Origin of the sequence: Pseudomonas sp. EA_35y_Pfl2_R5 (assembly GCF_963970805.1) — a bacterium.
Lineage (GTDB): Bacteria > Pseudomonadota > Gammaproteobacteria > Pseudomonadales > Pseudomonadaceae > Aquipseudomonas.
This window is the reverse complement of sequence record NZ_CAXAOW010000002.1, coordinates 188633-212661: the sequence shown is the minus strand read 5'-3', so window position 1 is coordinate 212661 and position 24029 is coordinate 188633. Positions and strand designations below refer to the sequence as shown.

General features: G+C 58.7%; 22 protein-coding genes. 16 read left to right on the top strand and 6 right to left on the bottom strand.

What is annotated here, in order from left to right:
- Positions 1–236: 236 nt before the first annotated feature.
- From AACX99_RS04910 to AACX99_RS04870, 9 genes are all read left to right on the top strand, one after another.
- Positions 237–1844 (top strand): flagellin, encoded by a 1608-nt coding sequence (locus AACX99_RS04910; RefSeq protein ID WP_339409955.1) that lies wholly within the window; start codon positions 237–239, stop codon positions 1842–1844.
- A gap of 72 nt (positions 1845–1916) precedes the next feature.
- A complete protein-coding gene (locus AACX99_RS04905) occupies positions 1917–2306 on the top strand; it encodes a flagellar protein FlaG (RefSeq protein ID WP_339409954.1) in 390 nt (129 codons plus the stop codon).
- Positions 2307–2380: 74 nt separating this feature from the next.
- Entirely contained in the window at positions 2381–3844 is a 1464-nt protein-coding gene (gene fliD / locus AACX99_RS04900) for a flagellar filament capping protein FliD (protein WP_339409952.1), read from the top strand.
- Positions 3844–4236, top strand: coding sequence for a flagellar export chaperone FliS (gene fliS / locus AACX99_RS04895; RefSeq protein ID WP_339409951.1), 393 nt, complete (start codon positions 3844–3846; stop codon positions 4234–4236). Before fliD ends, fliS (AACX99_RS04895) begins: the two co-directional genes overlap by 1 nt.
- A 72-nt stretch (positions 4237–4308) precedes the next feature.
- Positions 4309–4689 carry a flagellar export chaperone FliS gene (gene fliS, locus AACX99_RS04890; protein ID WP_339409950.1) on the top strand — a complete coding sequence of 127 codons (381 nt, stop codon included), beginning with the start codon at positions 4309–4311 and terminating at the stop codon, positions 4687–4689.
- Between the two features lie 27 nt (positions 4690–4716).
- On the top strand, positions 4717–5013 hold the full coding sequence (gene fliT / locus AACX99_RS04885) for a flagellar protein FliT (protein WP_339409949.1): 297 nt from the start codon (positions 4717–4719) through the stop codon (positions 5011–5013).
- Positions 5014–5256: 243 nt separating this feature from the next.
- On the top strand, positions 5257–6729 hold the full coding sequence (locus AACX99_RS04880) for a sigma-54 dependent transcriptional regulator (RefSeq protein ID WP_339409948.1): 1473 nt from the start codon (positions 5257–5259) through the stop codon (positions 6727–6729).
- A 185-nt stretch (positions 6730–6914) separates the two neighbouring features.
- Positions 6915–8123 carry a sensor histidine kinase gene (locus AACX99_RS04875; protein WP_339409947.1) on the top strand — a complete coding sequence of 403 codons (1209 nt, stop codon included), beginning with the start codon at positions 6915–6917 and terminating at the stop codon, positions 8121–8123.
- A gap of 6 nt (positions 8124–8129) precedes the next feature.
- Positions 8130–9536 (top strand): sigma-54-dependent transcriptional regulator, encoded by a 1407-nt coding sequence (locus AACX99_RS04870; RefSeq protein ID WP_339409945.1) that lies wholly within the window; start codon positions 8130–8132, stop codon positions 9534–9536.
- A gap of 128 nt (positions 9537–9664) precedes the next feature.
- Here the strand turns inward: AACX99_RS04870 and lapD are convergent, their stop codons facing one another.
- The 4 genes from lapD to AACX99_RS04850 form a co-directional block, all read right to left on the bottom strand.
- Positions 9665–11614, bottom strand: a complete 1950-nt coding sequence (lapD, locus tag AACX99_RS04865; protein WP_339409943.1) for a cyclic di-GMP receptor LapD — start codon at positions 11612–11614, stop codon at positions 9665–9667.
- 9 nt (positions 11615–11623) lie between these two features.
- On the bottom strand, positions 11624–12316 hold the full coding sequence (gene lapG / locus AACX99_RS04860; protein ID WP_339409941.1) for a cysteine protease LapG: 693 nt from the start codon (positions 12314–12316) through the stop codon (positions 11624–11626).
- A 91-nt stretch (positions 12317–12407) separates the two neighbouring features.
- On the bottom strand, positions 12408–12806 hold the full coding sequence (locus tag AACX99_RS04855) for a YbaN family protein (protein WP_339409939.1): 399 nt from the start codon (positions 12804–12806) through the stop codon (positions 12408–12410).
- A 9-nt stretch (positions 12807–12815) separates the two neighbouring features.
- On the bottom strand, positions 12816–13403 hold the full coding sequence (locus AACX99_RS04850; RefSeq protein ID WP_339409938.1) for a YecA family protein: 588 nt from the start codon (positions 13401–13403) through the stop codon (positions 12816–12818).
- Positions 13404–13565: 162 nt separating this feature from the next.
- Between AACX99_RS04850 and recQ the strand changes: the two genes are divergently transcribed.
- From recQ to AACX99_RS04815, 7 genes are all read left to right on the top strand, one after another.
- Positions 13566–15692, top strand: coding sequence for a DNA helicase RecQ (gene recQ, locus AACX99_RS04845; protein ID WP_339409937.1), 2127 nt, complete (start codon positions 13566–13568; stop codon positions 15690–15692).
- An 83-nt stretch (positions 15693–15775) separates the two neighbouring features.
- A complete protein-coding gene (locus tag AACX99_RS04840) occupies positions 15776–16939 on the top strand; it encodes a GGDEF domain-containing protein (protein WP_339409936.1) in 1164 nt (387 codons plus the stop codon).
- A 115-nt stretch (positions 16940–17054) separates the two neighbouring features.
- Complete coding sequence (locus AACX99_RS04835; RefSeq protein ID WP_339409935.1) at positions 17055–18071, top strand: DUF2804 domain-containing protein; 1017 nt, start codon at positions 17055–17057, stop codon at positions 18069–18071.
- Between the two features lie 225 nt (positions 18072–18296).
- On the top strand, positions 18297–18731 hold the full coding sequence (locus AACX99_RS04830) for a MarR family transcriptional regulator (RefSeq protein ID WP_090248226.1): 435 nt from the start codon (positions 18297–18299) through the stop codon (positions 18729–18731).
- The gene (locus AACX99_RS04825; RefSeq protein ID WP_339409934.1) at positions 18731–20134 is read left to right on the top strand and encodes a DHA2 family efflux MFS transporter permease subunit; all 1404 of its coding nucleotides are present in this window, start codon (positions 18731–18733) and stop codon (positions 20132–20134) included. The genes AACX99_RS04830 and AACX99_RS04825 overlap by 1 nt, the downstream gene beginning before the upstream one ends.
- A 249-nt stretch (positions 20135–20383) precedes the next feature.
- Positions 20384–22423, top strand: a complete 2040-nt coding sequence (locus AACX99_RS04820) for a FimV/HubP family polar landmark protein (RefSeq protein WP_339409932.1) — start codon at positions 20384–20386, stop codon at positions 22421–22423.
- A 114-nt stretch (positions 22424–22537) separates the two neighbouring features.
- Positions 22538–22825, top strand: a complete 288-nt coding sequence (locus AACX99_RS04815; protein ID WP_339409931.1) for a SelT/SelW/SelH family protein — start codon at positions 22538–22540, stop codon at positions 22823–22825.
- Here the strand turns inward: AACX99_RS04815 and AACX99_RS04810 are convergent, their stop codons facing one another.
- On the bottom strand, positions 22826–23677 hold the full coding sequence (locus tag AACX99_RS04810) for a DMT family transporter (RefSeq protein WP_339409930.1): 852 nt from the start codon (positions 23675–23677) through the stop codon (positions 22826–22828).
- A complete protein-coding gene (locus AACX99_RS04805) occupies positions 23674–24009 on the bottom strand; it encodes a tRNA-binding protein (protein ID WP_339409928.1) in 336 nt (111 codons plus the stop codon). Before AACX99_RS04805 ends, AACX99_RS04810 begins: the two co-directional genes overlap by 4 nt.
- Positions 24010–24029: the final 20 nt, after the last annotated feature.

The window sequence follows — 24029 nt, the reverse complement described above, 5'->3', positions numbered from 1 at the left end:
GGGCTCAGGTCGACCGAATCTATAGCGTCAAGTTTTCAACATGACTGCAACGGCTTGTGTAACTGCCTGATCGAACGGCAAAAAAATATCCAAAAATTTTCTTGCCGAAGCTGCCTAAAGTTGCTCCGGGCAGCGCCGATACAAAGATCGAATGCGAACTTAATAGGGTGTCTGAGCAAACAGCCCCGAAGCTCGCGAGCTCAGGCAAACTTAGCGGTCCTTTGGAGGCAAATACCATGGCCCTTACAGTCAACACAAACGTAGCGTCGCTGAACACTCAGCGTAACTTGGGCAGTTCGGCCAAAGGCCTGGATACGTCCCTGCAACGCCTTTCCACTGGCTTCCGTATCAATAGCGCTAAAGACGATGCGGCTGGTCTGCAGATTTCCAACCGTCTGACCAGCCAGATCAACGGCCTTAACGTTGCGGTGCGTAACTCCAACGACGGCATCTCCCTGGCGCAAACCGCTGAAGGCGCGTTGCAGCAGTCCACCGGCATTCTGCAGCGTATGCGCGATCTGGCACTGCAGTCCGCTAACGGCTCCAACGGCGCCAGCGAACGTGCCGCTCTGCAGGGCGAAGTAGCGCAACTGCAGCAGGAGTTGAACCGTATCGCTGAAACCACCAGCTTCGGTGGCCGTAAGATTCTCGACGGTACCTTTGGTTCGCAAAGCTTCCAGGTCGGCGCTAACGCCTTCGAGACCATCAGCGTTTCGGTCGGTGCGGCCTCTGCGTCGCGCATTGGTGCCAGCCGCTTTAACAGCAGTGTATCCAGTGAAACCGATGCGCAAAGCGGTATCGCCGCTAGCGTCGTGACCGGCTTCGCCGACATCACCTCCACCGACGTAGGTTATGCCTCGTCGCCGGCCACCACCGATGGCCTGACCATCAAGGGTAAACTGGGCGAAGCCTCGGTTGCTTTGGTTGATGGCAGCTCGGCGCGTGACCTTTCTAATGCCGTGAACCGTACTGCGGATTCCACCGGTGTGACGTCTACTGCACGCACCTCGGTCCGTCTGCAGCAGGATGCCAGTGGTGGTTTCACCAACACCGATACGTCCGGCACCATCAGCTTCAACCTCTATGGCTCTAATAACGCCAAAGAAGGCGACGCTGTGGCGATCTCCGCCAGTATTACTGATTGGGGTGATCTCTCCGGTTTGGCTGATGCGATCAACAAGGAGACCGGTCGTACTGGTATCAGTGCTCGGGTGCTGAACAACGGCGCGCTGGAAATGACCAGCGAGCGTGGCGATAATATCGCGATCGACGAATACACTGCTACCGACTCGGCGGATGCTGCGGTCGCGGCTGAGCTCCAGACGCTGTCCTTCGATGGCGACAACGGTATCGATGATGCTGACGATGCTAGCGATACCGTAGGTACTGCTGCTGCCCTGACCGGTGACGGGACCGATGGTGCCACCGCTGTAGGCCAAGTGCGCTTCGAGTCGCCGGATGCCTTCGAGGTCGAGAACTTCGATACCATCGACGGTGGTAATCAGGCTGCGAGCAAGTTCAGCGTGCTAGAAGCGGTGGACTCGATCGATATCGGTACGGCGATTGGTGCGCAGAACGCCTTGGGTATCATCAGCTCGGCGATCTCCAACATCGACAGCCAGCGTGCTCAACTCGGTGCGGTACAAAACCGCTTCGAAAACACCATCTCCAACTTGCAGAACATTGGAGAGAACGCTTCCGCTGCTCGCAGCCGGATTCGTGACACCGACTATGCTGCTGAAACTTCGGAACTGACCAAAAATCAGATCCTGCAGCAGGCCGGTACCGCGATTTTGGCTCAGGCTAACCAGTTGCCGCAGGCTGTACTCAGTCTGCTCGGCTAAGGGTAGAAGCGCTAGACTACGGGGGGGAGGGCATGGCTCTTTCCCCCGTTCCCTCATTGTGAGGATAAAGTGATGGACATTGGTTCAGTTCAAAATTCCCCAACTGCTGTACCCACTAAGGTAGAGCGGACTCAAAGTGCTACGGCGGGTAATGCCGTAGAGGGCGCTCTTGAGCAGAGAGTTGCTCAAGATAGTGTTGCAGATCAATCTGTTAGCACTGCATCTTCCCCTCAAGCATCCAGGGAGGATGTTGAAGCGGCTGTAGCGACCATCCAAGACTTTGTTCAGACGGTTCGCCGTGACCTAAATTTTTCGCTTGAAGAGGGCACTGGTCGAGTTGTTGTGAAAGTCACTGACTCTGGCTCTGGTGATGTAATTCGACAGATTCCGTCAGAAGAAGCGCTGCAGCTGGCTGAAAATCTCTCGGAGGTTCGCAGCCTGCTGTTTAAGGCTGAAGCTTAGCCACAGGCTTGGCATGGCTTTTGACTGTTTATGCTCACGAGGCTTAAACAGTCGAGTTTTTGACGAGGTGCATCATGGTAGGTATCACAGGTATCGGTTCAGGGATCGACATCGACAGCATCGTAAAAGCGTTAGTCGATTCTGAGCGCGCGCCCAAGACTTCCCAACTTGATCGTCTTGAAAAAGTAACCACTACACGAATTTCCGCGCTGGGCACCTTGACGGGCGCGCTGAATGCATTCAAGTCGTCGGTTGACGCGCTTAATAAAACGTCCTTGTTTGAGTCGCGTACAGCGAGTTCTTCGAACACCAGTGTGCTTAAGGCCACTGCTGCAACTACTGCCCCTGCGGGAAGCTATAACGTTCAGGTACAACAGCTGGCTACTAGCAGTAAGGTTGCGCTGCAGTCAGTTGCGGGTGGAAATAGTGCAACCTTCAACAGCGGCAAGCTGAATATTTCAACCACCAGCAATAATTTCAGCGTTGATATAACCGCCGAGAACAACACGCTGGCGGGCATGCGTGATGCTATCAATGAAGCAGGTAAGGACAGTGGCATCAGCGCCACTATTATCACTGACGCCTCTGGTTCACGCCTCGTATTGAGTTCCAGCAAAACGGGTGCTGGAAACGATATTCAAGTTGAAGCAATCGAAGACGGTACGGTTACTGGTGTCAATACGTTGACATCCCAAGCATTTGTTCCGGTTGTTGATCCGGATAACGCCGAGGCCTTTGTTTCTCCTAGCTCTGATACAGGCGCTGCAGGCGTTATTACGAAAGCAAAATCCTCCAAAGTGACTATCGATGGACTTCAGTTAGTGCGTGACACTAACCGCATTGAAGATGCCTTAGAGGGCGTCACGCTTGATCTTGTATCGACCCAGAGTTCAGCTGAGTTGCTTGATGGTAAAACTATCAACGTGAGTGTCGGCGTCGATAAGGCGGGTGCCAAGGCCAACCTGCAAAAATTTGTTGAAGCATATAACACCTTGATCAGCGCGACTTCTCAGCTGACAGGGGTTGTCAGCCTTGGCGAAGGTAAGAAGCCGGTTACTGGTCCCCTTTTGGGGGATTCATCTGTCCGTAATGTGCTGTCCGGCTTACGCAATGAGATGGTTAAGATGACCGGCGAGGATGGCGTTCGAGCGCTAGCTGATCTGGGCATTACCACTGAAAAAGATGGCAAGCTCAAGCTGGATGACACTAAATTGACGAGTGCTCTTGCGAATAATTTTGATCAAATTTCAGGCTATTTGACGGGTGAAAACGGCTTAATGGGCCGTTTGGGCAAGTCTGTTTCTGGCTATGTGGCAGCTACTGGTGTGCTAAAGCAACGTACCGACACACTGCAAGGCACTCTGACTAATATTGATGAGCAGCGTGTGACCTTGGATCTGCGGGTAGAGAAAATTCAAACCCGTCTCTATGCTCAATATAACGCGATGGATACCTTGGTTGGCCAGCTAAAGCGTACTAGCGAGAGCTTGGCTAACCAGCTTGCTAGCCTGCCTGGCTTTGTGAAAAAGGATAAGTAATGAGCAATACGCCGATCGACACTTATAAGCAGGTCAATACCAGTCAGGACGTTTCGCCCTATCGCACTGTTCAGTTACTGCTTGAGGGGGCTATACAGCGAATGATGTTAGCCAAGCATGCTCAAACGGAAGGTGATACTGAGATTCGCGGTATGGCTGTTGGCAGTACCATCACCATTTTGGGGGCTCTGCAAGCCAGTCTGGACAAGGACCAGGGCGGTGAAATTGCTGAAAATCTAGACTCGCTCTATGACTACATGACCCGTCGTCTTGCTGGTGGTGCGCTCGATAATACGCCGCGTACGTTGGATGAGGTTCAGGTGTTGCTTGAGCAGATCAAGAGTGCTTGGGATGCGATCGACCCAGAGATTGAGCCTGTCTCAGGAAAATAATTTCGTTGCTAAAGCTTTGCTCTGTAGCGCCGATACCCAAGGTATCCAGCAAACAGAACAGCGAGAACAACGATGAACGCGATGGCGGCCCTCAAGCAGTATCAAACCGTCAACACCCAGGCCCAGGCTATTGAAGCCAGCCCACATCGATTGATCCAAATGTTGATGGAGGGCGGGTTAACCCGCATTGCCCAGGCGCGTGGCGCTATCGAGCGTAATCAGGTTGCTCTCAAAGGTGAGCTGATTAGTAAAGCTATCGGCATCATCGGTGGCTTGCGCGAAGGCCTCAACCTGGAGCAGGGCGGTGAAGTTGCTGCGAACTTGGATAGCCTCTACGAATACATGGCGACCCGTTTGGTTGATGCCAATGTGCAGAATGAAATAGCGCCGCTGGACGAAGTTGTAGGCCTGCTTCGCAATGTAAAAGCTGGCTGGGATGCTATCGCCGAGTGATGTTGTTTCCCGGCTGAGGAATTGATTATGAGTTCATCCGTGCAGCGTCTAGAAGAAACCGGCAGCGCTTTGCGTACTGCGCTGGCTACTCAGGATTGGGCCGCTATTGGCGAGCTGGATCTTCAGTGCCGCCAGGCTGTTGACGAAGCCATGGTCGAATCTGCCAGTGATGAAGAAACCCTGCGTGCGCGTATGCAGGAGTTGCTGGATCTTTATCGTGATCTGGTTCGCGTGTGCCAAGCAGAGCAACAGCGATTGGCTCATGAGCTCGTTCAGCTCAATCAATCGCAACAAGGTGCCAAGGTCTATCAGCTGTTTGGTTGATTAGCGTTTTTGGTCGATGCTGCCTGGTATCGACCTTCTGCATATGTCTGCGTTCTGTTTCGTTCTTTCCCCCTTCGTTGTTAAACAGCTGCTTAGTCTGCTTGGCGGACACAATAAAAAGCACGCCATAAAATTGACTAATAACAAAAAATTGACTTAACTAGTGGCCAAATGCCGGCGGCTGGATTGAGTGGTATTGGGGCGGCGGGCGCGTTTTTCACTCCAGGATTAGCAAATAAAATTATGTGGCGTGAAACCAAAATCCTCCTAATTGACGATAACAGCGAGCGCCGTCGTGACTTGACGGTGATCTTGAGTTTTCTAGGTGAAGATCATCTGGCCAGCGATAGCCAGAACTGGCGTCAATGCGTGGCGGAGTTGGCATCCAGCCGTGAAGTGCTCAGTGTGTTGCTTGGCGAAGTGCAAGCCAAAGGCGGCGTGCTGGAAATGCTTAAACAGCTGGCTGCCTGGGATGAGTTCCTACCTACCCTGCTGATTAACGATCAGATTGCCGCCGAGTGGCCGGAAGAGCAGCGCCGCTGCGTGTTGGCAACGCTGGAAATGCCGGTGAGCTACAACAAACTGCTCGACTCCTTGCACCGCGCCCAGGTTTACCGCGAGATGTACGACCAGGCCCGTGAGCGCGGCCGTCAGCGTGAGACCAATCTATTCCGCAGTCTGGTCGGCACCAGCCGGGCTATTCAGCAAGTACGGCAGATGATGCAGCAGGTGGCCGACACCGAGGCTAGCGTTCTGATCCTTGGCGAGTCGGGCACGGGCAAGGAAGTGGTCGCGCGCAACCTGCATTACCACTCCAAGCGCCGTGAAGCTCCGTTTGTACCAGTCAACTGCGGCGCGATTCCTGCCGAACTGCTGGAAAGCGAATTGTTCGGCCATGAGAAAGGCGCATTTACCGGTGCGATCACCAGCCGCGCCGGGCGTTTTGAGCTGGCCAATGGCGGCACCTTGTTCCTCGATGAAATTGGCGATATGCCGTTGCCCATGCAGGTGAAGCTGCTGCGTGTATTACAGGAACGTACTTTCGAGCGGGTTGGCAGCAATAAGACCCAGAGCGCCGATGTGCGAATCATTGCCGCCACCCATAAGAATCTCGAAAAGATGATTGAGGACGGCAGTTTCCGTGAGGATCTGTATTACCGCCTCAACGTATTCCCAATCGAGATGGCCCCGCTGCGCGAGCGCATCGAGGACATTCCGTTGCTGATGAATGAGCTGATCTCGCGTATGGAGTTCGAGAAACGCGGCTCTATCCGTTTCAACTCAGCGGCAATCATGTCGCTGTGCCGACATGATTGGGCTGGGAACGTACGCGAGCTGGCCAATCTGGTCGAGCGTATGGCGATCATGCATCCCTACGGTGTTATTGGCGTGGGCGAGCTGCCGAAGAAATTCCGCCATGTTGATGATGAAGACGAGGGCATGGTGGCGACTCTGCGTGATGAGCTGGATGAGCGCGCTACCATTCTGGCTGGCCTGCCGGGTGTGGATTCGATGGCCATGCTGCCGCCGGAAGGTTTGGATCTGAAGGATTACCTGGGCAATCTTGAGCAGGGCTTGATTCAACAGGCGCTCGACGATGCCAGCGGTGTGGTCGCGCGTGCTGCTGAACGCTTGCGTATACGCCGCACCACACTGGTTGAGAAAATGCGCAAGTACGGTATGAGCCGGCGTGATGATGAAGGGTTGGACGACTGACCGTTCTATGTCAGGCGATTGTCAGTGACTTGGCGTTAGTCCATCCAATAGAGCCGAAGGTTTGACGAAACCTTCGGCTCTATTTTTTATAGGATTGATTTAAAAGGATATTTTTTCAGGCACGGGTATTGCTATCTCTCTTGCAACTGACTGTCTTATGACGGCTCGCTACGCGAGAGAGAACCATGAACGCTAACGCCCAACGCCCTGAAGAATCCGAAGCGCCCGCTCCCGTGGAGCAGGCCAGCCGTGCCGGGCTCGAACAGGCTTTTGCCTTGTTCAACCAGATGTCGACCCAGCTCAGCACCAGCTACAGCATGCTGGAGGCGCGGGTAACTGAACTCAAGGGCCAATTGGCGCTGGTCAGCGCTCAGCGCATGCAGGAGCTGGCCGAGAAAGAGCGCCTGGCTCACCGCCTGCAGAGCCTGCTGGATCTGCTGCCCGGTGGGGTGATCGTGATCGATGGTCAGGGCGTGGTGCGTGAGGCCAATCCGGTGGCGCGCAATCTGCTGGGGCAGCCTCTCGTGGGCATGCTCTGGCGCCAGGTGATCGCGCGCAACTTCGCTCCGCGCGAGGATGACGGCCACGAAATCTCGCTGAAGGATGGCCGGCGCCTGTCGATTGCCACCCGTTCACTGCACGCCGAACCCGGGCAGTTAGTGCTGCTGACCGACCTGACAGAAACCCGACGCTTGCAGGATCAACTGTCCCGTCACGAACGTTTGTCTGCTTTGGGCCGTATGGTCGCTTCCCTGGCTCACCAGATTCGGACGCCGCTCTCTGCCGCTTTGCTCTACGCCAGTCACCTGACTGAGCAAGTGCTGCCGGTTGAACAGCAGCAGCGTTTTGCCGGCCGCCTGAAAGAGCGTCTGCACGAGCTGGAGCATCAGGTGCGCGACATGCTGATCTTCGCCCGTGGCGAGCTGCCACTACCGGATCGTTTGGCACCCAAGGAACTGTTCGATGCGCTGCGCAGCGCCGCCGAACCCCATGTGCTGGATATGCAGGTGCGCTGGCAGTGCGACAGCCGCGCGGGCGAGTTGCTGTGCAACCGCGACACCCTGGTGGGCACCGTGCTCAATCTGATCGAGAACGCGATTCAGGCAGGCGGCCGTGAGGCGCGTTTGAAGATTCATCTGTATCAGCGCGGTGAAACGCTGCGCCTGTGTATCAGCGATAACGGCCCAGGCATCGACAGCGCGACGCTGGCGCGGCTTGGCGAACCCTTCTTTACCACCAAAACCACTGGTACCGGGCTTGGCCTGGCCGTGGTCAAGGCAGTGGCGCGCGCCCATCAGGGCGATGTGCAGCTGCGTTCGCGGCCCGGGCGTGGCACGTGCGCCATTCTCACCTTGCCGCTGCTTGGTGCTACGCACCCTTTGATTCAGGAGTAACCATCCATGGCGAGCAAAATTCTATTGGTCGAAGATGACCGTGCATTGCGCGAGGCACTGGCCGATACCCTGGCGCTGGGTGGTCATGATTACCGCGCAGTGGATTGTGCTGAAGCGGGGCTGCTGGCGATTGCCGAGGAGCCTTTTGGCCTGGTGGTCAGTGACGTGAACATGCCCGGCATGGATGGCCATCAGTTGCTCGCGCAGATTCGCCAGCGTCAGCCGCAATTGCCGGTGTTGCTGATGACCGCCTTTGGCGCGGTCGAGCGGGCGGTGGATGCCATGCGCCAAGGCGCGGCGGATTATCTGGTCAAACCATTCGAACCGAAAGCCCTGCTGACGCTGGTTGACCGGCATGCATTGGGCCGGGTTTCTGTCAGCGAGCAAGACGGTCCGGTTGCCGAAGAGCCCGCCAGTGTGCAACTACTGGCCCTGGCCACGCGAGTGGCGCAAAGTGATTCCACGGTGTTGATCACCGGCGAATCCGGCACCGGTAAAGAAGTGCTGGCGCGCTTTATCCACCAGCAGTCGCCACGCGGCAGCAAACCCTTTATAGCCATTAACTGCGCGGCGATTCCGGACAACATGCTCGAGGCGACGCTATTTGGCCATGAGAAGGGCGCATTTACCGGGGCTATTGCCAGTGCGCCGGGCAAATTTGAACTGGCCGAAGGCGGCACTATTCTGCTCGACGAAATTTCTGAAATGCCGCTGGGCTTGCAGGCCAAACTATTGCGCGTGCTGCAGGAGCGTGAGGTAGAGCGGGTTGGTGCGCGTAAGCCGATTACTCTGGACATCCGCGTGCTGGCCACCAGTAACCGTGATCTAGCTGCGGAAGTGGCGGCGGGGCGCTTCCGTGAAGACCTTTACTATCGTCTGTCGGTGTTCCCGCTGGCCTGGCGACCGCTGCGAGAGCGCCCTGCGGACATCGTGCCGCTGGCCGAGCGCTTGCTGGCCAAGTACGTGAAGAAAATGAACCACGCGCCTATTCGGCTTTCCCCGCAGGCGCAGATGAGCCTGATGAACCATAGCTGGCCGGGTAATGTACGCGAGCTGGATAACGCCATTCAACGTGCCCTGATTCTGCAGCAGGGCGGCCTGATTCAGCCGCAGGACCTCTGCCTGCTGGCGCCCATTGGCTCGGCGGTTGCGCCGTCCGTGCAGCCGTCATTGGCAGTGGTGGTCAATAGCGCACCTGCGCAGCAGGACGCCTCGTCGGCAGAAGCAGGTGCCTTGGGCGATGATCTGCGTCGGCATGAGTTTCAGATGATCATCGATACCTTGCGCGCCGAGCGCGGCCGCCGCAAGGAAGCCGCCGAGCGCCTGGGCATCAGCCCGCGCACCCTGCGCTACAAGCTGGCGCAAATGCGTGATGCAGGCATGGATGTGGAAGGTTATCTGTTTGCCAGCTGAAAGCCGCAGGTTGAAATGCAGGACTTGTAGGGTGGATGACACTATTTTCACCCACCATAAGGTCGTTGTTGGTGGATGGGTAAGGCGTCATCCCCTACGCCTGATCGCGAGTGCTCGTGTAGCCCTGATTAATCCTTCCACGGCATAGGCGCGCCAAGCAGGCGACCCATTGCGCCATACAGCCCGAGCTGCTTGAGCACCGCCAGCTCGCCCTCGGTTTCCACCATTTCCGCAATCAATGGCAGGTCGATGCTGTTGGTGGCGCGGAACACCGCCTCGATAAACATGCGTTTGTCACGTTCTTGGTCAATGGCGCGGATATAGGTGCCGTCGAGTTTCAGGTAGGCGAGGCCCAGATGGGTCAGGTTACCGATCAGGCTGAAACGTCCGCCAAAGTGTTGCAGGCCCAGGCTGAAGCCGGTGTCACGGATGCTCTGGCTAAGTGCCTCCAGCTCGGCCGCCGGCGGCAGATGGCGTTCGTCCACTTCCAGAGTCAGCAGACTGGCCAGCTGTGGGTGCTGGCGGAGGATGTCGAACATGCGCTTGAGGGTTTCGTCATCGCGCAGGGTCGCTGCCGAAAGGCTCAGGGCCAGTGGTGCCGCATGCTGGCTGAGGTGCGCCAGGCTGTGTTCGAGCATGGCCAGGTCGAAACGCGCGGTCCAACCCAGGCGTTCAATCCAGGGCAGAAAGCGTCCGGCGGCAATCGCTTCACCTTGCGGGTCAAGCAGGCGCGCTAGCACCTTGTGGTGCAGCAGCTGGTTGCGATCGGCGCATTGCATGACCGGCTGGAAATACAGCTGCAGCTTGCGCTTGTTCAGCGCATCGTCGATCCAGGTGCGCCATTCGTGTAATCCCTGAGTCGGTTGTGCGTTGTAATCATCCAGGCGTACCCAGTCGCGACTCGGATCGTTCTGCGCTTGCGCCAGGGCCTGATCGGCGCGGCCGATGACTTGGCTGGGTTCTTCACCCGGGCGGAAGGCAGCAATGCCCATATGCGCCACCGGTGTGCAGTCACTGGCACCGGTCTGACGCAGGCTTTCCAGCCCGGTATGCAGCTCGCCGGCCAGCAGGTCGGCTTCTTCGCTGCCAATCCCTGGGGCCAGCAGGCTGAATTCGCCGCCACGGCTGCGTGAGGCCAACCAATCCGAGCGGTTGGTCTGGTTGAGCAGACGCTTGAGCAGCTCGCCGATGGCGGCAATCAGGGCGTCGGTCTGCTGGCCGCCGAGGCGCTGGTTGAGCCCGCCGAGATCGTTGACCCGCAACAGCAGCAGATAACCTTCGGCATTCTGTTCACTGACCAACAATTGATGGGCCAGGCGGATATCGAACAGGCGGCGGTTGGCCAGGCCGGTGATGCTGTCCTGATAGGCCTCTTCACGCAGCTTTTCGCTGCGCGCGGCTTCTTCGGCGAACAGGGTTTTCAGCTTTTCCACCATCTGGTTCATGGCGGTGACCACGCGTTTAAGTTCCGGGGTACGCGGCACCTTGGGCAGGGTGAGGAATTCGCGGCGGGTGATGGCCTGGGCCTGTTGCACCATGTTGTCCAGCGGGCGCAGTTGGGTACGCAGCAGCCAGCCGCCGAGTATGGCGCTGACCAGGCCGCAGAGCAGTAGCCAGATAAGGCTGCCAATGGCGCTGTCCCAGAGTTTGGCCAGGGCGAACTGCGGGTGGCTGAGCACCTCGACCCGCGCGGCCTGTTCCCAGCCACGCATGATCAGCGCATCGCCGCCCTGAGGTTGCAGGTCCACCAGCTCGCTGAACCAGGTGGGTACGGTTTCTGCGCTGGCATCGTCGCTACGCCGTTCGACTATCACCTCATCATCAGGAATGCGCACCACGCGGATGCTGGTGAAATAGCCGCTGTCGAAGATCGAGCTGACCATCAGCTCGATCATCGCCGGATCATCCACGTGCGGGGTCATTGACAGGCCCAGCGCGGTCGCGGCGTCCTGGGCATGGGAGCGCAGCTGGCTGAGCAATTGCTCGCGCGAGCTTTCCACCCCGGCGATAAAACTGCCGGTAAAGGCCACAACCAAGAACAGGCAGATGGCGAGAAATAGCTGCTTGAGTAGAGACATAGGTTCCTCCTAGCCTTCGCCGATGGCGAAGCCCTCCGTGCGCATTTTTTTCAAGATGTCTTGCCAGCGCGAGAGCTTCTTGGAGTCGCTCTTCTTGCTGTTGGAACCGGGGAGATAGAGCCCTTCTGCATTGAATGCATAGACCGGCAGCAGGTCTTTGCGCTGCGAGGCGGGTTTGATTTCATTGATCAGGTTGTCCAGCACCAGTGGTTCGGCGCCAGGGCTGGCGTAGTAGGTCAGGACCATGTGCGCCTGGTTGTAATTGAGTGCTTTGACGTAGGTGATACGCAGTTTGTCGCTGGGGATGCCGAGGCGGCGCAAGGTGAAGTATTTGGCGATGGAGTAGTCTTCGCAGTCGCCGGCACCCTTGACCAGCATCTCGATGGGCGTGGCCCAGTAGTCATTCTGCTTCCACAGGCGGATATCGTCGGTGAAGCGGATTTGCCGATTGAAGAAGCGATTGACCTCGGTGAGCTTGTCCTTTTCGCTGCTGTCGGCGCTGGCCTTGATCTGCGCTTCCCAGGCCTGGATACGCTGCTTGGCGGCGCCGAGGTTGCCGTAGCGGCTTTCGGCATTTTGCAGGATGAGGCCGAAGTCCCAGTTGGCCAGTGCGCTGGCAAGGCCGATCAGCAGGGTGCAACCGCCCAGCAACGCTCGGTTGAGGCGCTTAAACCATCCATGAGTAAGCTGACGGGGTGGCATGTACCGCGCCTCGGCCGGGGATTGAGAAAGTCTAGGTGGTGCTGCTGTTTTTTGCCGCGCTGAATATACCGAATGTCGGCTGGCGTGTTGCTTAGGATTTGTCCCGCGTTTTCTGGCTGAGGATATACAGACTGACCAGCACTGCGCTGGTCAACATAAAGACTCTGGCCCAGAACAGCGGCACCAGGTAGCACGACAGGCCGATACTCAGCCACATCAGGCTGATGGCGTAGACCTTACCCTTGAGCGGAATGCCCTGACCTTCGAGATAATCAATGATCCACGGGCCAAGCTGGCGGTGATTGACCAGCCACAGGTAGAAGCGCTTCGAGCTGCGCATAAAACAGGCGGCAGCCAGCAGCAGGAAAGGCGTGGTGGGTAGTACGGGAAGGAAAATGCCGATTACTCCCAGCGCCACGCTCAGCCAGCCGATGGCCAGCAGAACGTAGCGAATAACCGGGTTGCGCTGTTCCTGGATAGTGCGCGCCATGGCGCGTGCTTAGTGGTGACGGGGCTTCAGGAGGGCCGGTTTTTCTTCCGGGGCATGGCATAGCAGGAACAGCGCGGTCAGCAGCTCAGGGATCTGTTCGACCATGCTGTCGACCAGGTCGCGATCACGGGCAATCTCGGCGAACTCGGGTTGCTCATCAAACAGGCCTGAACCGACCATGATCGGCAGCAGCAGTTCGCTGACCTCGTCTTCGGCGTCGTCGAACCACACCGCTTCACGCAGGAACACCCCTTCCATAAAGCCGATGCACCAGCCGCGCAGATCGGAATCATCCGGCTCGTCACCCAGGTCAAGCTCGCACGGCACTTCCGGATCATCATCACTGGCCAGTTGGCGGGCGATATGACTTTGCAGTTGGATCAGGGTGGCTTCGACCTCTTCGCGCTCGGCATCACTGCGGTAGTGCGGCGGCTCGGAGAACAGTGCATCAATCCACTCGCGCTCCGGCACCGGCTGCGGGCAGATCGACAGGGCGGTCAGGTAACCGTGGGCGGCGATGTAGTCCAGTGCCTCGTCATGCAGCTCATCGGCGTCGAGGAAGGCTTGCAGGCGGGACAATTGTTCGGCGAAAGACATCGAGGGCTACCTTGAAGAAGTAAACGAGGCTGGATTCTAGTCCAGACCCGTTACAGCAGCCATAGTTCTAGGTAAATACGGGCAAATGCGCAGCCGAGTCAGATCGGGACTCAGGCCCATTGCCAGGTGCGTATAATGCGCGGCTTGTTTCGGAGACCTTTCATGTTCGAGCACGCACAACGCATCCTCAAAGACGTATTCGGTTACGACAGCTTTCGTGGCCGTCAGGGTGCGATTATCGAGCGCGTGGCCAGTGGCGGCGATGCTCTGGTATTGATGCCCACCGGTGGCGGCAAGTCGCTGTGCTTTCAGGTGCCGGCCCTGCTGCGCGAAGGCCTGGCAGTGGTGGTGTCGCCGCTGATCGCGCTGATGGACGATCAGGTTGCCACTCTCGATGAGTTGGGCGTGGCTGCCGTAGCGCTGAACTCGACCTTGAGCGCCGATGAGCAGCGCGAGATCGCCGAGCGGATCAAGCGCGGCGAAATCAAGATGCTCTACCTGGCTCCCGAACGGCTGGTGCAGCCGCGCATGCTGAGTTTTCTGCAGAACCTCGAGATTGCCCTGTTCGCCATCGACGAGGCGCATTGCGTGTCGCAGTGGGGGCATGATTTCCGCCCGGAATACCTGCAGCTGGGCCAGCTTGCCGAGCTGTTCCCCAACGTGCCGCGCATCGCCCTGACCGCCACGGCGGATATGCGCACCCGCGAGGAGATCGTCCAGCGCCTGCATCTGCATAGTGCCGAGCGTTTCCTGTCGAGCTTTGACCGACCGAATATCTTCTACCGCATCGTGCCCAAGGAGCAGCCGCGCAAGCAATTACTGAACTTCCTCGCGGCGCGCAAGGGCGATGCCGGCATCGTCTACTGCCTGTCGCGCAAGAAGGTTGAGGAGGTTGCCTCATTCCTTTCCGAGCAGGGTTTTCCCGCATTGCCTTACCACGCCGGCCTGGCCAACGAGTTGCGTGCCTATCACCAGAAGCGCTTTCTCAATGAGGAAGGGCTGATCATGGTGGCGACCATCGCCTTCGGCATGGGCATCGACAAACCCAACGTGCGCTTTGTCGCCCACCTCGATCTGCCGAAATCCCTGGAAGCCTATTACCAGGAAACCGGTCGCGCTGGCCGTGATGGTTTGCCGGCTGATGCCTGGATGGCCTACGGCCTGCAGGATGTGATTTTCCTCAAGCAGATGCTCAACAACTCCGAGGGCGACGAGCGGCACAAGCGCGTCGAGCAGCACAAGCTCGATGCCATGTTGGCGCTGTGCGAGGAAACCCGCTGCCGGCGTCAGGCGCTGCTGGCCTATTTCGACGAAGACATGCCGCAGCCCTGCGGCCATTGCGATAACTGCATCGATGGCGTGCAGACCTGGGATGCCACCGAGCCGGCGCGCCAGGCGCTGTCGGCGATTTATCGCACTGGCCAGCGTTATGGCGTGGGGCATCTGGTCGATGTGCTGCTCGGCCGTGACAATGAGAAGATTCGCGGTATGGGCCATCAGCATCTGGCGGTGTTCGGCATCGGCAAGGCGCTGGCCGAAGGTGAGTGGCGTTCGCTGTTCCGCCAACTGGTGGCGCGCGGACTGGCTGACGTCGATCTCGAAGGCTTTGGTGGGCTGCGCCTTTCTGACAGTTGCCGGCCTTTGCTCAAGGGCGAAGTCAGCCTGCAGCTACGCCGCGATCTGAAACCGCAACAGAGCGCCAAGGCCTCCAGCAGCGCGGCCAGCCAACTGGTGCGTGGTGAAGAGCGCGGCCAGTGGGAAGCACTGCGCGCCTTGCGCCGCAAACTGGCAGAAGAACATGGCGTGCCGCCGTATGTGATTTTTCCGGATGCCACTTTGCTGGAGATGCTGCGCAGCAAGCCCAGCACCCTCGCCGAGATGGCGCGGGTCAGTGGCGTCGGGGCGCGCAAGTTGGAGCGCTATGGCGAGGCCTTTCTGGCCGTGCTTGGTGCGGAGGATGAAGCGCCGCGTGCGGTGGTTGATCTGCGCCATGAGCTGGTCAGTCTGGCCCGTGCCGGCATGACTCCAGCGCAGATCGCCAGCCAGCTCAGCTGCAGTGAAAAGAATGTCTACAGCCTGCTGGCCGAAGCCATTGGTCGTCAGCAGTTGTCCCTGGAGCAGGCACTGGATGTACCCGAAGCATTGCTGGGTGAAATTCAGGATGCCTTTCTCGATGGCGAGGGCGAACTGCCACCGGTAGCTGTGATCAGCGAGCAGTTTGCTGGGCGTGTTGAGCTGGGCATCCTGCACTGCGTGCGAGCGGCGTTGCAGGCGGAGTTCGAGGCTTGACCTCGGTCTGGCTGTCGGTTGATCTTGTGACGCCGAGTACGAGCGACTAAGGTGTTTTCAGCTACCCAGCTGTTGAGGTTCCGGTGCCGCTTTCCCATGCCTGGCTAGACGATGTTCGCCCCAGCCCCTACGCGGATCAGCTCGCCTTGGGCTTTCGACTGTTGCGCTTCTCCCGGCCGCTAGAGCAGGAGTACCGCGACTACCTACGTGACGACACCTTTGATCTCAAGCGCATCGCTCTTGGCGTGGGCATTCTGGTGTGGCTGGCTTTTGCTGCGTTTGATTTCGTCCTGATCAAGGCCCCTGAAGTGTGGTGGATGCTGGCCATCCGCCTCGCCGTCTTGTTACTACTTTGCCTGTTCGCTGGGCTGCTGATTCAGCGCAAACACATCTCCCTGTTACAGCCGCTGAGTCTGGTCAGCCTGCTGGCCCTGGGCGCGGCGGCGTCCCTGGTGGTCGGCATTGCCCATCGCATCGACCCTGGCTACCCCTATGAGGGGCTGCTGCTGGTCTGTATGGCCGCCTACTTTCTGGCGGGTCTACGTCTGATTGAAGCGTTGTGCTGCTCTTTGCTGGTGCTGCTGGTCTACGTCTGCGTCGAGTTGCTGGTGGCCAGTTTGCCGCTGCCCCGGCTGATCAATAACACCCTGTTTCTGCTGTTTGGCAACCTGATGGGAGCGGTGGGTTGTTACCTGCTGGAGTTCAAGTCGCGCGAGCATTTTCTGATCAGCCGGCTGATGCGCGTATTGGCCGATCACGATAGCCTGACCGGCTTGCACAACCGTCGCAGTTTCAACCGTCAGTTCGAGCGTCTGTGGCGTCAGGCCCAGCGCGAGAATCGCAGCCTGGCGTTGCTGCTCTGCGATGTCGATCACTTCAAAGCCTACAACGATCATTACGGCCATCAGGCCGGCGATAACGTCTTGCAACGCATTGGCAGCCTGCTGCAGGACGCCGCGCGGCGTCCGCTGGATATGGCTGTGCGCCTGGGCGGCGAAGAGTTTGCGGTGCTGCTCTATGACATCGGCGAAACCGAAGCGCGGCATCACGCCGAAGCACTGCGCCAGACCCTGCAAACCCTGAATATCGAACATGCAGGCTCGGACACGGCGAGCATGTTGACCATGTCGATTGGCATTTCCTGCATCCAGCCTGCTGCAGGTGGGGCGTTGGCGCAGCTCTACGAGCATGCGGATCGCGCGCTTTACGAGGCCAAGGCGTTTGGCCGCAATCAGGTTGTGGCGTGAGAGTCTAAGGAGTAGGTGGCCGATTTTGCCGCTGTGCTTGGCGTCTGTGGTGAATGCCCGGAGCGAAGTCGCGGTGCTAGCATCGCTGAGGTTTTTTCCTTGAGTAATTGCTGCGATGGACCGACTGATTCAGGCCAACGGCCAGCCGCATTACGGCATCTTTCCCGCCGCGCCGGCGCTGATCAATTATCGCGATTTTGATTTCCGTTCGCCCATGGGCCGCAAGTTGGGCGCATTGGCCAAGTGGCGGCGCTTTCACCAATTCCAGTATTTCGGCCTGATCAGTGACGAGCTGATTGGCGGCTGCGCGCTGGCCAACCTCAGCCTGCTGGGGGTGGGTTTTGTCTACCTGTTCCATCCTGCCAGCGGGCGCATGATCGAACGTCAGTTCAAGCTGCCGCTGGGCTTTGGCAGCCAGTTCTCACAGACCCCGGATCAGGGCGTGTGCGAGTTACGCAGCGGTGGCAATCTGTTGCGTCTGGAGAACAGCGCCTCGCCTCGGGAAAAGCGCCTGCTGGTGGAGCTGGATGACGGCACCCGTATCGACGCCTGCTTTTCTGAGGTGCAGCCGGCTTTTCAGCCGATGTGCATCAACACGCCGACGGCGGTCAATGGCTGGGTCTATGCGCAGAAGGTGGCGGGGGTGCGCTGCACGGGGCAGGTGCGCAGCGCGCTGGGGGATTTCGACCTGGCGCAGATCGGTGCATTCGCCCACCACGACTGGTCGGCCGGTTATATGCGCCCCGAAACCCACTGGAACTGGGCGTGCCTTTCTGGCCAGGCAGGGGAGCAGCGTGTCGGACTGAACCTGTCATGCGGCGTTAATGAGAGCAGCTTTACCGAGAATTGCTTCTGGCTTGATGGCGAGCTGCTTAAGGTCGATACGGTGCGCTTCGCCTTTGACCGCGATCAGCCGTTACAGCCCTGGTTGATCAATTCCTATGACGGTCAGGTGGAGCTGCGTTTCGAGGGGCGTGGTTTGCACAAGGAGCGCTTGAACGTGGGGCTGCTGGCGAGCAATTTCAAACAGATCTTCGGCCAGTTCACTGGCGTACTGCGGCCGACTGGCCGGCCCGAAGTGCGTATCGAAAAGCTCTGGGGTTTTGTCGAAGATCAGTATGTAAAGTGGTGACTAGCAGGCCGTTGAAAACTACCTGCGTTGGCAATACTGCGTTAAAAACAGGCTCGGAATGCTCATTTACACCAGTAAACTCCGCTTCCTCGCCAGTTTTTGCCTTGTATTGCCGGCCTCGACTACGTTTCAACGACTTGCTAGGCCTTTTACAGGCTTGCCTCGTTAAAAGGGTTATGGTTAGCTGGCTAATAATTAGTTTTTTATAGTTAAGAGCCGTTGTCCATGTCGCATACCGATCAACACCGTTTTGCCATGCAAGTTGCCCAGCTCTCCCGCGCTTGGCGCGCCGAACTGGATCGCCGCCTGGTCGGCCTGGGGCTGTCCCAGGCCCGCTGGCTGGTGCTGCTGCATCTTGGGCGCTTTGCTGAATTACCGACCCAACGCGAGTTGGCGCAGAGCGTCGGCGTCGAGGGGCCGACACTGGCGCGTTTGCTCGACAGCCTGGAAGCCCAGGGCCTGGTCAGCCGTCAGGCGGTACCGGAGGACCGTCGTGCGAAAAAGATTGCCCTCAGCCCACAGGCCCGTCCGCTGATTGAAAAGATCGAAGCGATCTCAGCGCAACTGCGCCAGGAAGTATTCGCCGGCATTGATGAGGATGAATTACGCCGCTGCCAGAAGGTCCATGCCCAGGTGTTGAGTAACCTGGAAAAACGCTAATGCGTGACGACCTGCAGAGCCTGCAGCAACGCTTCGGTCCGCGTTACCCGCAGTGGCTGCTGGCCTTGCTGATGGTTGGCAGCATGGCCATGGTGTTGGCCTCCACCAGTATCAACGTCGCCTTACCGGCGATCATGGCGGATTTCGCTATCGGTCGACCGTTGGCGCAGTGGCTGTCCACCGGTTTTCTCGCGGCCATGACGGCGGGTTTGCTATTGGCCGCTTGGGCCCAGGCGCGTTTCGGCGCGCGGCGCACGGCACAATTTGGCTTGCTGCTGTTTATCGTCACTTCGTTGTTGGCATTGCTGGCCCATGAGGCCTGGCAACTGATTGCCCTGCGCATTGTGCAAGGGCTCTGCGCCGGAATCGTCCAGCCATTGGCCATGGTGCTGATCTTTCGCGTATTCGCCGATGGCGGTCGCGGCATGGCGCTGGGCATATATGGCCTGGGAGTGATGCTGGCGCCGTCGTTGGGGCCGGGGGTTGGTGGTTACCTGGTCGATCATTTCGGTTGGCCGTCGATCTTCTGGATGCCATTACCGATGTGCCTACTGGCCATGCTCGCGGGGCAGTGGTTGTTGCCCAGTGAGCGTGAGCGCAGTACGCCTTTTTTGGATATTCGGGCGTTTGCCTGGCTCTGTGTGGCGATATTTGCCGCGCTGGGGTTTCTGGCCGAAGCGCAGCGTTTTGCCTGGAGCGCGCCCAGGGTCTGGCTCCCGGGCTGCCTGGCATTGCTGGCGGGCGGGGCGTTTATCCTGCGTAGCCGGCGTGCGGTCCGGCCTCTGTTGCCCCTTGCGCTATGGCGGCATGCCGGGTTTCGCAGTGCCAGTTGGGTCGCATTAACCCTGGGTTTGGGTCTTTATGGCTCCACCTACCTGATCCCGCTGTACCTGCAAACCGTTGATGGTTTCAGCGCGGGGCGTTCCGGTTTGCTGCTGTTACCGGCCGGGCTGTTAATGGGAATGGCGTCGTTTCTTGGCGGTTGGCTCAGTGATCGGTGGTCCTCGGCGGTGCTCTTGAGTGCTGGCCTGTTGATCTTCGCGTTGTCGTCAGCGGGGTTGGCGTGGGTCGAGCAGGGCGCTTCATTTATGCTGCTGTGTTTCTGGGCCTGCATCGGGCGTATTGGCCTGGGTCTGCTGCTGCCGGCCTTGAGTACTGGCTCGTTGGATATTCTCAGCCCTGAAGAGTTGGCCTTAGGCGCAGGCGCCATCACCTTTGTCCGCCAACTGGGTGGTGCGTTCGGGGTCAACCTGCTGACCTTCTTTTTGGAGTGGCGGCATAGCGCCGAAGGCGGCGATCAAGGGGCGCAATTACTCGCCTTCAAACAAAGTTTCTGGCTGGTGGCAGGGGTATTCGCGATTACGGTTTTGGCGGCCTGGGGCGTCAAGTCGACAAGGCGCTGACAGCTAGATGGTAGTGTGACGGAGTTGTCACTTTATTGACTGCAAGCCTATGCTTGCACCTGTGGTGGCTTGTGGCCAAACGGCGGTTGCTATTCTGCTGCTCAGTGCGCCGTAACTATTCATGCACCAGCCGGGTTAAACACGGAACGTACTTCCCAAGGCAGCATTTGCCATCTTCTATACTGTTTGCACGCGCTGGAAGCGCACGTATTGGCAAGGGCATGCGGCGGATTCACCGGGAGCGTTTTTATGGCAAAGGTTCGTCAACTACTGATCGGCCTGGCATCCAGTTCGGCCCTCTATTCAGGGCTGGTATCAGCGCTTGGGCTGGGTGAAATTACCCTGCATTCGGCGCTTAGTCAGCCGCTGGATGCCGAAATCGAATTGTTTGATGTGGGCGATCTGACCGACGCAGATATGCGCGTTCGTCTGGCGCCCGCCGAAGTGTTCAGCCGTTCTGGCGTTGATCGCCTGTATTTCTTCAATGACCTGCGCTTCACCCCATTGCTGCGGGGCGGCAAGAGTGTGATTCGCGTGGTGTCGACCCAGCCGGTGCGTGAGCCGTATCTGAACTTTATCGTCGAAGTGGTACGGCCCAACGGCCAGTTGTACCGCGAGTACACCGTTCTCCTTGATCCACCCAGTTCGGCCGCCTATCGCAGTTTGGCTGCGCCTGCCAGCAGCGCGCCAGCCGCCGCACCGATTACGCCCCGTGTAACCACTGATGCGCCTGTGCGCCCTGCCGTAATGCCCGCAGCGCACCTGGGCAATCGCTACGGCGTGGTCAGCGGTGACAGCCTATGGAAGATTGCCACGCGCCTGACCGCCGATGCCGGGCAGGTGTCGCCCCAGGTAGTAATGAACGATATCCATGCACTCAATCCACAGGCCTTTATCAATGGCGATATCAATCGCCTGCGCGCAGGTGTGCAGTTGCTATTGCCCGATAGCCTTGCCAGTGCTTCATCAGTAGTGTCGGAGCCTTCTGCAGCTGCTTTGCCTGAGGCGACGGCAGCGCCTAGCACGCCGCTGCCGGTTGATCCGCCGGCTGAGCAATTGATTCAGGAGCAGGCCCGCGTCGAGGAAGAACTGGCCAGCCAAATAAGCGAAACCCTGCAACTGCAACAAAGCCTGGCGCAACTAGGCCTGCAGGTGCAGCAATTGCAAGAGCAGATGGAGGCGCGGGATCAGCAGATTGCTGGGCTGCAGGCCGAGTTGGCCGCTCGCCGGGCCAGTGCCGAAGCCACCGCAGCGCCAGCGCCTACTCCAGTCGCGGTTACTCCGCCGGTTACCATTGAATCAGGTAGCAAATGGCTGGCGATTATTGCCGGTCTGCTGGCACTGCTGCTGGCGGGTGTGGCTGGCCTGTTCTGGCGTAGCAGAAAACCCGTCGAGCCTACGGCTGTGCCTGCCCAGTCGGCGCGCGCAGCTCTCATGCCCAAGGCGCCAAGTGTGACACCGCCTTTACCGGTAGAACCGCCGGCCGCGGTAGCCCTCAAGGTACGCGACGTGCCGCGTGCCGGTCCGGTATGGCCGGCTGCGGGTGAGGATGCGTTGCAAAGTGCCAATGTGTATATCGCCTATGGCCGCCTCAGTGAGGCTGCGAGTACTTTGCGCAAGGCCTGGGAAGCGCAGCCGCAGCGCAGTGATATCGGTTTCCGGCTGCTGGAAGTGCTGGCCTTGATGGGGGATGCCCAAGGCTTTGTCGCCCATGAGGCTTTGGTGCGAGCATCGGGCTTTACTCCGGCACGGATTGACGAATTGAAAGCGCGGCATGCCGAGCTGTTCAATGCACCACCCACCAGTCTGCTTGACGATGTGGTGCTCGAGCTGGATGAGCTCGAGGAGCCATCGTTTGAGGAGGCCGCCAATGATGGTCAGCTCAATCTGGATGATATGTCCCTGGATGCTGACTGGGATCTGGTCAGCCCCTTTGCTCCTAGTGCGCAGAGTAAGCCTGCGTCCAAAAGCAATGCAGAGGCCAAGCAGTCCTCGGATATTTTCGAGTTGCCAGGCACCCACGATGCGCGCAGCCCGTTTGCCGAATCGATGCTGGTGGAGGAAACCTCCAACGAAGGCTGGGGGGAGGATGAATTCAATGCGTCCTACCCGGATGACCTTGATGAGCTGGCCGGCAACCGTGAGCACCTGTCCAAATTGAACATGGCTCTGGCCTATATCGAGCAGGGTAGCCTGGACAGCGCCTGCCAGATTCTTAATGAAGTGATCAACGAGGGCGATGAAGAGCAGAAGCAGGAGGCGCGTCAGCTGCTGGCAAAAATCGCCTGAGCCAAAACGCTGTCACTCAACGCCCGCGTGTCTCTGGTACGCGGGCGTTTTTCTTGTGTGGAGCCTAAGTGGCTGCGCGTTATCATCGGTTTTTCACCTGCCGTGAGCTTGCTAATGTCCAGCCCGAAAGTCGAAGTGGTCATCACCTATTGCAGCCAATGTCAGTGGCTATTGCGTGCTGCCTGGTTGGCCCAGGAGCTGCTGTCGAGCTTTACCGATGATTTGTCCAGGGTTTGCTTGGAGCCAGGCACTGGCGGGGTGTTTCGCATTACCTGTGATGGTGTGCAGATATGGGAGCGCAAAGCCGATGGCGGCTTTCCCGAGGCCAAGGTGCTCAAACAACGCGTGCGCGATCAGATCGATCCAGCTCGGGATCTGGGTCATAACGATCGTGCGAGTTGATCACTTGGCCATCCGTGCCGAGAGAAAGATCGCGCTGATAATCAGCAGGCCACCGGCTAGCATGCGCAGCGTCGGTACTTCGCTGAACAGCAGCCAGGCGAAGGCAATTCCGTAGATCGGCTCCAAGGCAAAAATCACCGCGGTGGTGCGCGCCTTGAGTACCCGCAGACTGGCGACAAACAGGCTGTGCGCCAGACCCGTGCAGAAGATCCCGAGCATGGCCATCCACAGCCAATCCTGTGCCTGCACGCTGGGCAGCGTCGGCCAGGCCAGCGGGATAAACACCAGCAGCACGGTGAGGTTCTGGTACAGCGCCGCCTGCACTGGCTCGATGCCGCGGGTGCTGGCGCGGTTGAGCAGCGACAGCAGGGCGAATAGCAGGCCGGACAATACCGCCCAAAGCAGGCCACTGGTGGCCTGGCTGCTCAGGTCGAAATCCGGGGTGACCAGCACCAGGCCCAGGCACACCAATACCACCATGACGTATTCGACTGGCCGCGTGCGCTCGCGAAATAGCAGACCCTCCAGCAGCACAGTAAACGCCGGGAAACTGGCAAAACCGAGAGTGGCGATGGCCACGCCTGAGATATGCACGGACTCGAAAAAGCTCCACCAGTGGCCGCCAAGCAGCAGACCGCCGAGGCCCAGCAAGCTGGTTTGACGCAGCCCGAGGCGGACCAGGCGAGCGTTGCTGATCAGCTTGGCGAACAGCAGTAAGGCTGCCACGGCGAATACGGCACGGCCGGCGGAGATCATTTGTGGGGTGGTATTGGCCAGCTTGCCAAAGATGCCCGATAGACCAAACAGCAGGGCGCCCAGATGGATCGCCCACAGTGCATTACGTTGATTCATGCCAGGCGAGCACCGTTTGGTAGCGGTTTGTCGAAGCCGGCCAGCACTACGTTGTTATCAGCGTCATACACGCCGGTCACCAGTATTTCTGAGCGCACGCCGGCGATGCGCTTGGAGGCGAAATTGCACACGCACAGCACCTGGCGGCCGAGCAGTTGCTCGCAACTGTAGTGGGCGGTGAGCTGGGCGCTGGAGGTTTTGAGGCCCAACTCGCCGAGATCGACCTCCAGCACGTAGGCGGGTTTTATGGCTTGTTCATTGGGGCGGGCTGCGCGAATGGTGCCGACGCGCAGTTCCACCTTTGCAAAATCCTGCCATTCGATATGTTGCATCGGCGACTCCTCGATTCTGT

What these genes read in the sequence shown, in the direction of transcription:
- AACX99_RS04910 (WP_339409955.1), top strand. Translation starts at nt 237, where the DNA reads ATGGCCCTTACAGTCAACACAAACGTAGCGTCGCTGAACACTCAGCGT.
- AACX99_RS04905 (WP_339409954.1), top strand. Translation starts at nt 1,917, where the DNA reads ATGGACATTGGTTCAGTTCAAAATTCCCCAACTGCTGTACCCACTAAG.
- fliD (WP_339409952.1), top strand. Translation starts at nt 2,381, where the DNA reads ATGGTAGGTATCACAGGTATCGGTTCAGGGATCGACATCGACAGCATC.
- fliS (WP_339409951.1), top strand. Translation starts at nt 3,844, where the DNA reads ATGAGCAATACGCCGATCGACACTTATAAGCAGGTCAATACCAGTCAG.
- fliS (WP_339409950.1), top strand. Translation starts at nt 4,309, where the DNA reads ATGAACGCGATGGCGGCCCTCAAGCAGTATCAAACCGTCAACACCCAG.
- fliT (WP_339409949.1), top strand. Translation starts at nt 4,717, where the DNA reads ATGAGTTCATCCGTGCAGCGTCTAGAAGAAACCGGCAGCGCTTTGCGT.
- AACX99_RS04880 (WP_339409948.1), top strand. Translation starts at nt 5,257, where the DNA reads ATGTGGCGTGAAACCAAAATCCTCCTAATTGACGATAACAGCGAGCGC.
- AACX99_RS04875 (WP_339409947.1), top strand. Translation starts at nt 6,915, where the DNA reads ATGAACGCTAACGCCCAACGCCCTGAAGAATCCGAAGCGCCCGCTCCC.
- AACX99_RS04870 (WP_339409945.1), top strand. Translation starts at nt 8,130, where the DNA reads ATGGCGAGCAAAATTCTATTGGTCGAAGATGACCGTGCATTGCGCGAG.
- lapD (WP_339409943.1), bottom strand. Translation starts at nt 11,614, where the DNA reads ATGTCTCTACTCAAGCAGCTATTTCTCGCCATCTGCCTGTTCTTGGTT.
- lapG (WP_339409941.1), bottom strand. Translation starts at nt 12,316, where the DNA reads ATGCCACCCCGTCAGCTTACTCATGGATGGTTTAAGCGCCTCAACCGA.
- AACX99_RS04855 (WP_339409939.1), bottom strand. Translation starts at nt 12,806, where the DNA reads ATGGCGCGCACTATCCAGGAACAGCGCAACCCGGTTATTCGCTACGTT.
- AACX99_RS04850 (WP_339409938.1), bottom strand. Translation starts at nt 13,403, where the DNA reads ATGTCTTTCGCCGAACAATTGTCCCGCCTGCAAGCCTTCCTCGACGCC.
- recQ (WP_339409937.1), top strand. Translation starts at nt 13,566, where the DNA reads ATGTTCGAGCACGCACAACGCATCCTCAAAGACGTATTCGGTTACGAC.
- AACX99_RS04835 (WP_339409935.1), top strand. Translation starts at nt 17,055, where the DNA reads ATGGACCGACTGATTCAGGCCAACGGCCAGCCGCATTACGGCATCTTT.
- AACX99_RS04830 (WP_090248226.1), top strand. Translation starts at nt 18,297, where the DNA reads ATGTCGCATACCGATCAACACCGTTTTGCCATGCAAGTTGCCCAGCTC.
- AACX99_RS04825 (WP_339409934.1), top strand. Translation starts at nt 18,731, where the DNA reads ATGCGTGACGACCTGCAGAGCCTGCAGCAACGCTTCGGTCCGCGTTAC.
- AACX99_RS04820 (WP_339409932.1), top strand. Translation starts at nt 20,384, where the DNA reads ATGGCAAAGGTTCGTCAACTACTGATCGGCCTGGCATCCAGTTCGGCC.
- AACX99_RS04815 (WP_339409931.1), top strand. Translation starts at nt 22,538, where the DNA reads ATGTCCAGCCCGAAAGTCGAAGTGGTCATCACCTATTGCAGCCAATGT.
- AACX99_RS04810 (WP_339409930.1), bottom strand. Translation starts at nt 23,677, where the DNA reads ATGAATCAACGTAATGCACTGTGGGCGATCCATCTGGGCGCCCTGCTG.
- AACX99_RS04805 (WP_339409928.1), bottom strand. Translation starts at nt 24,009, where the DNA reads ATGCAACATATCGAATGGCAGGATTTTGCAAAGGTGGAACTGCGCGTC.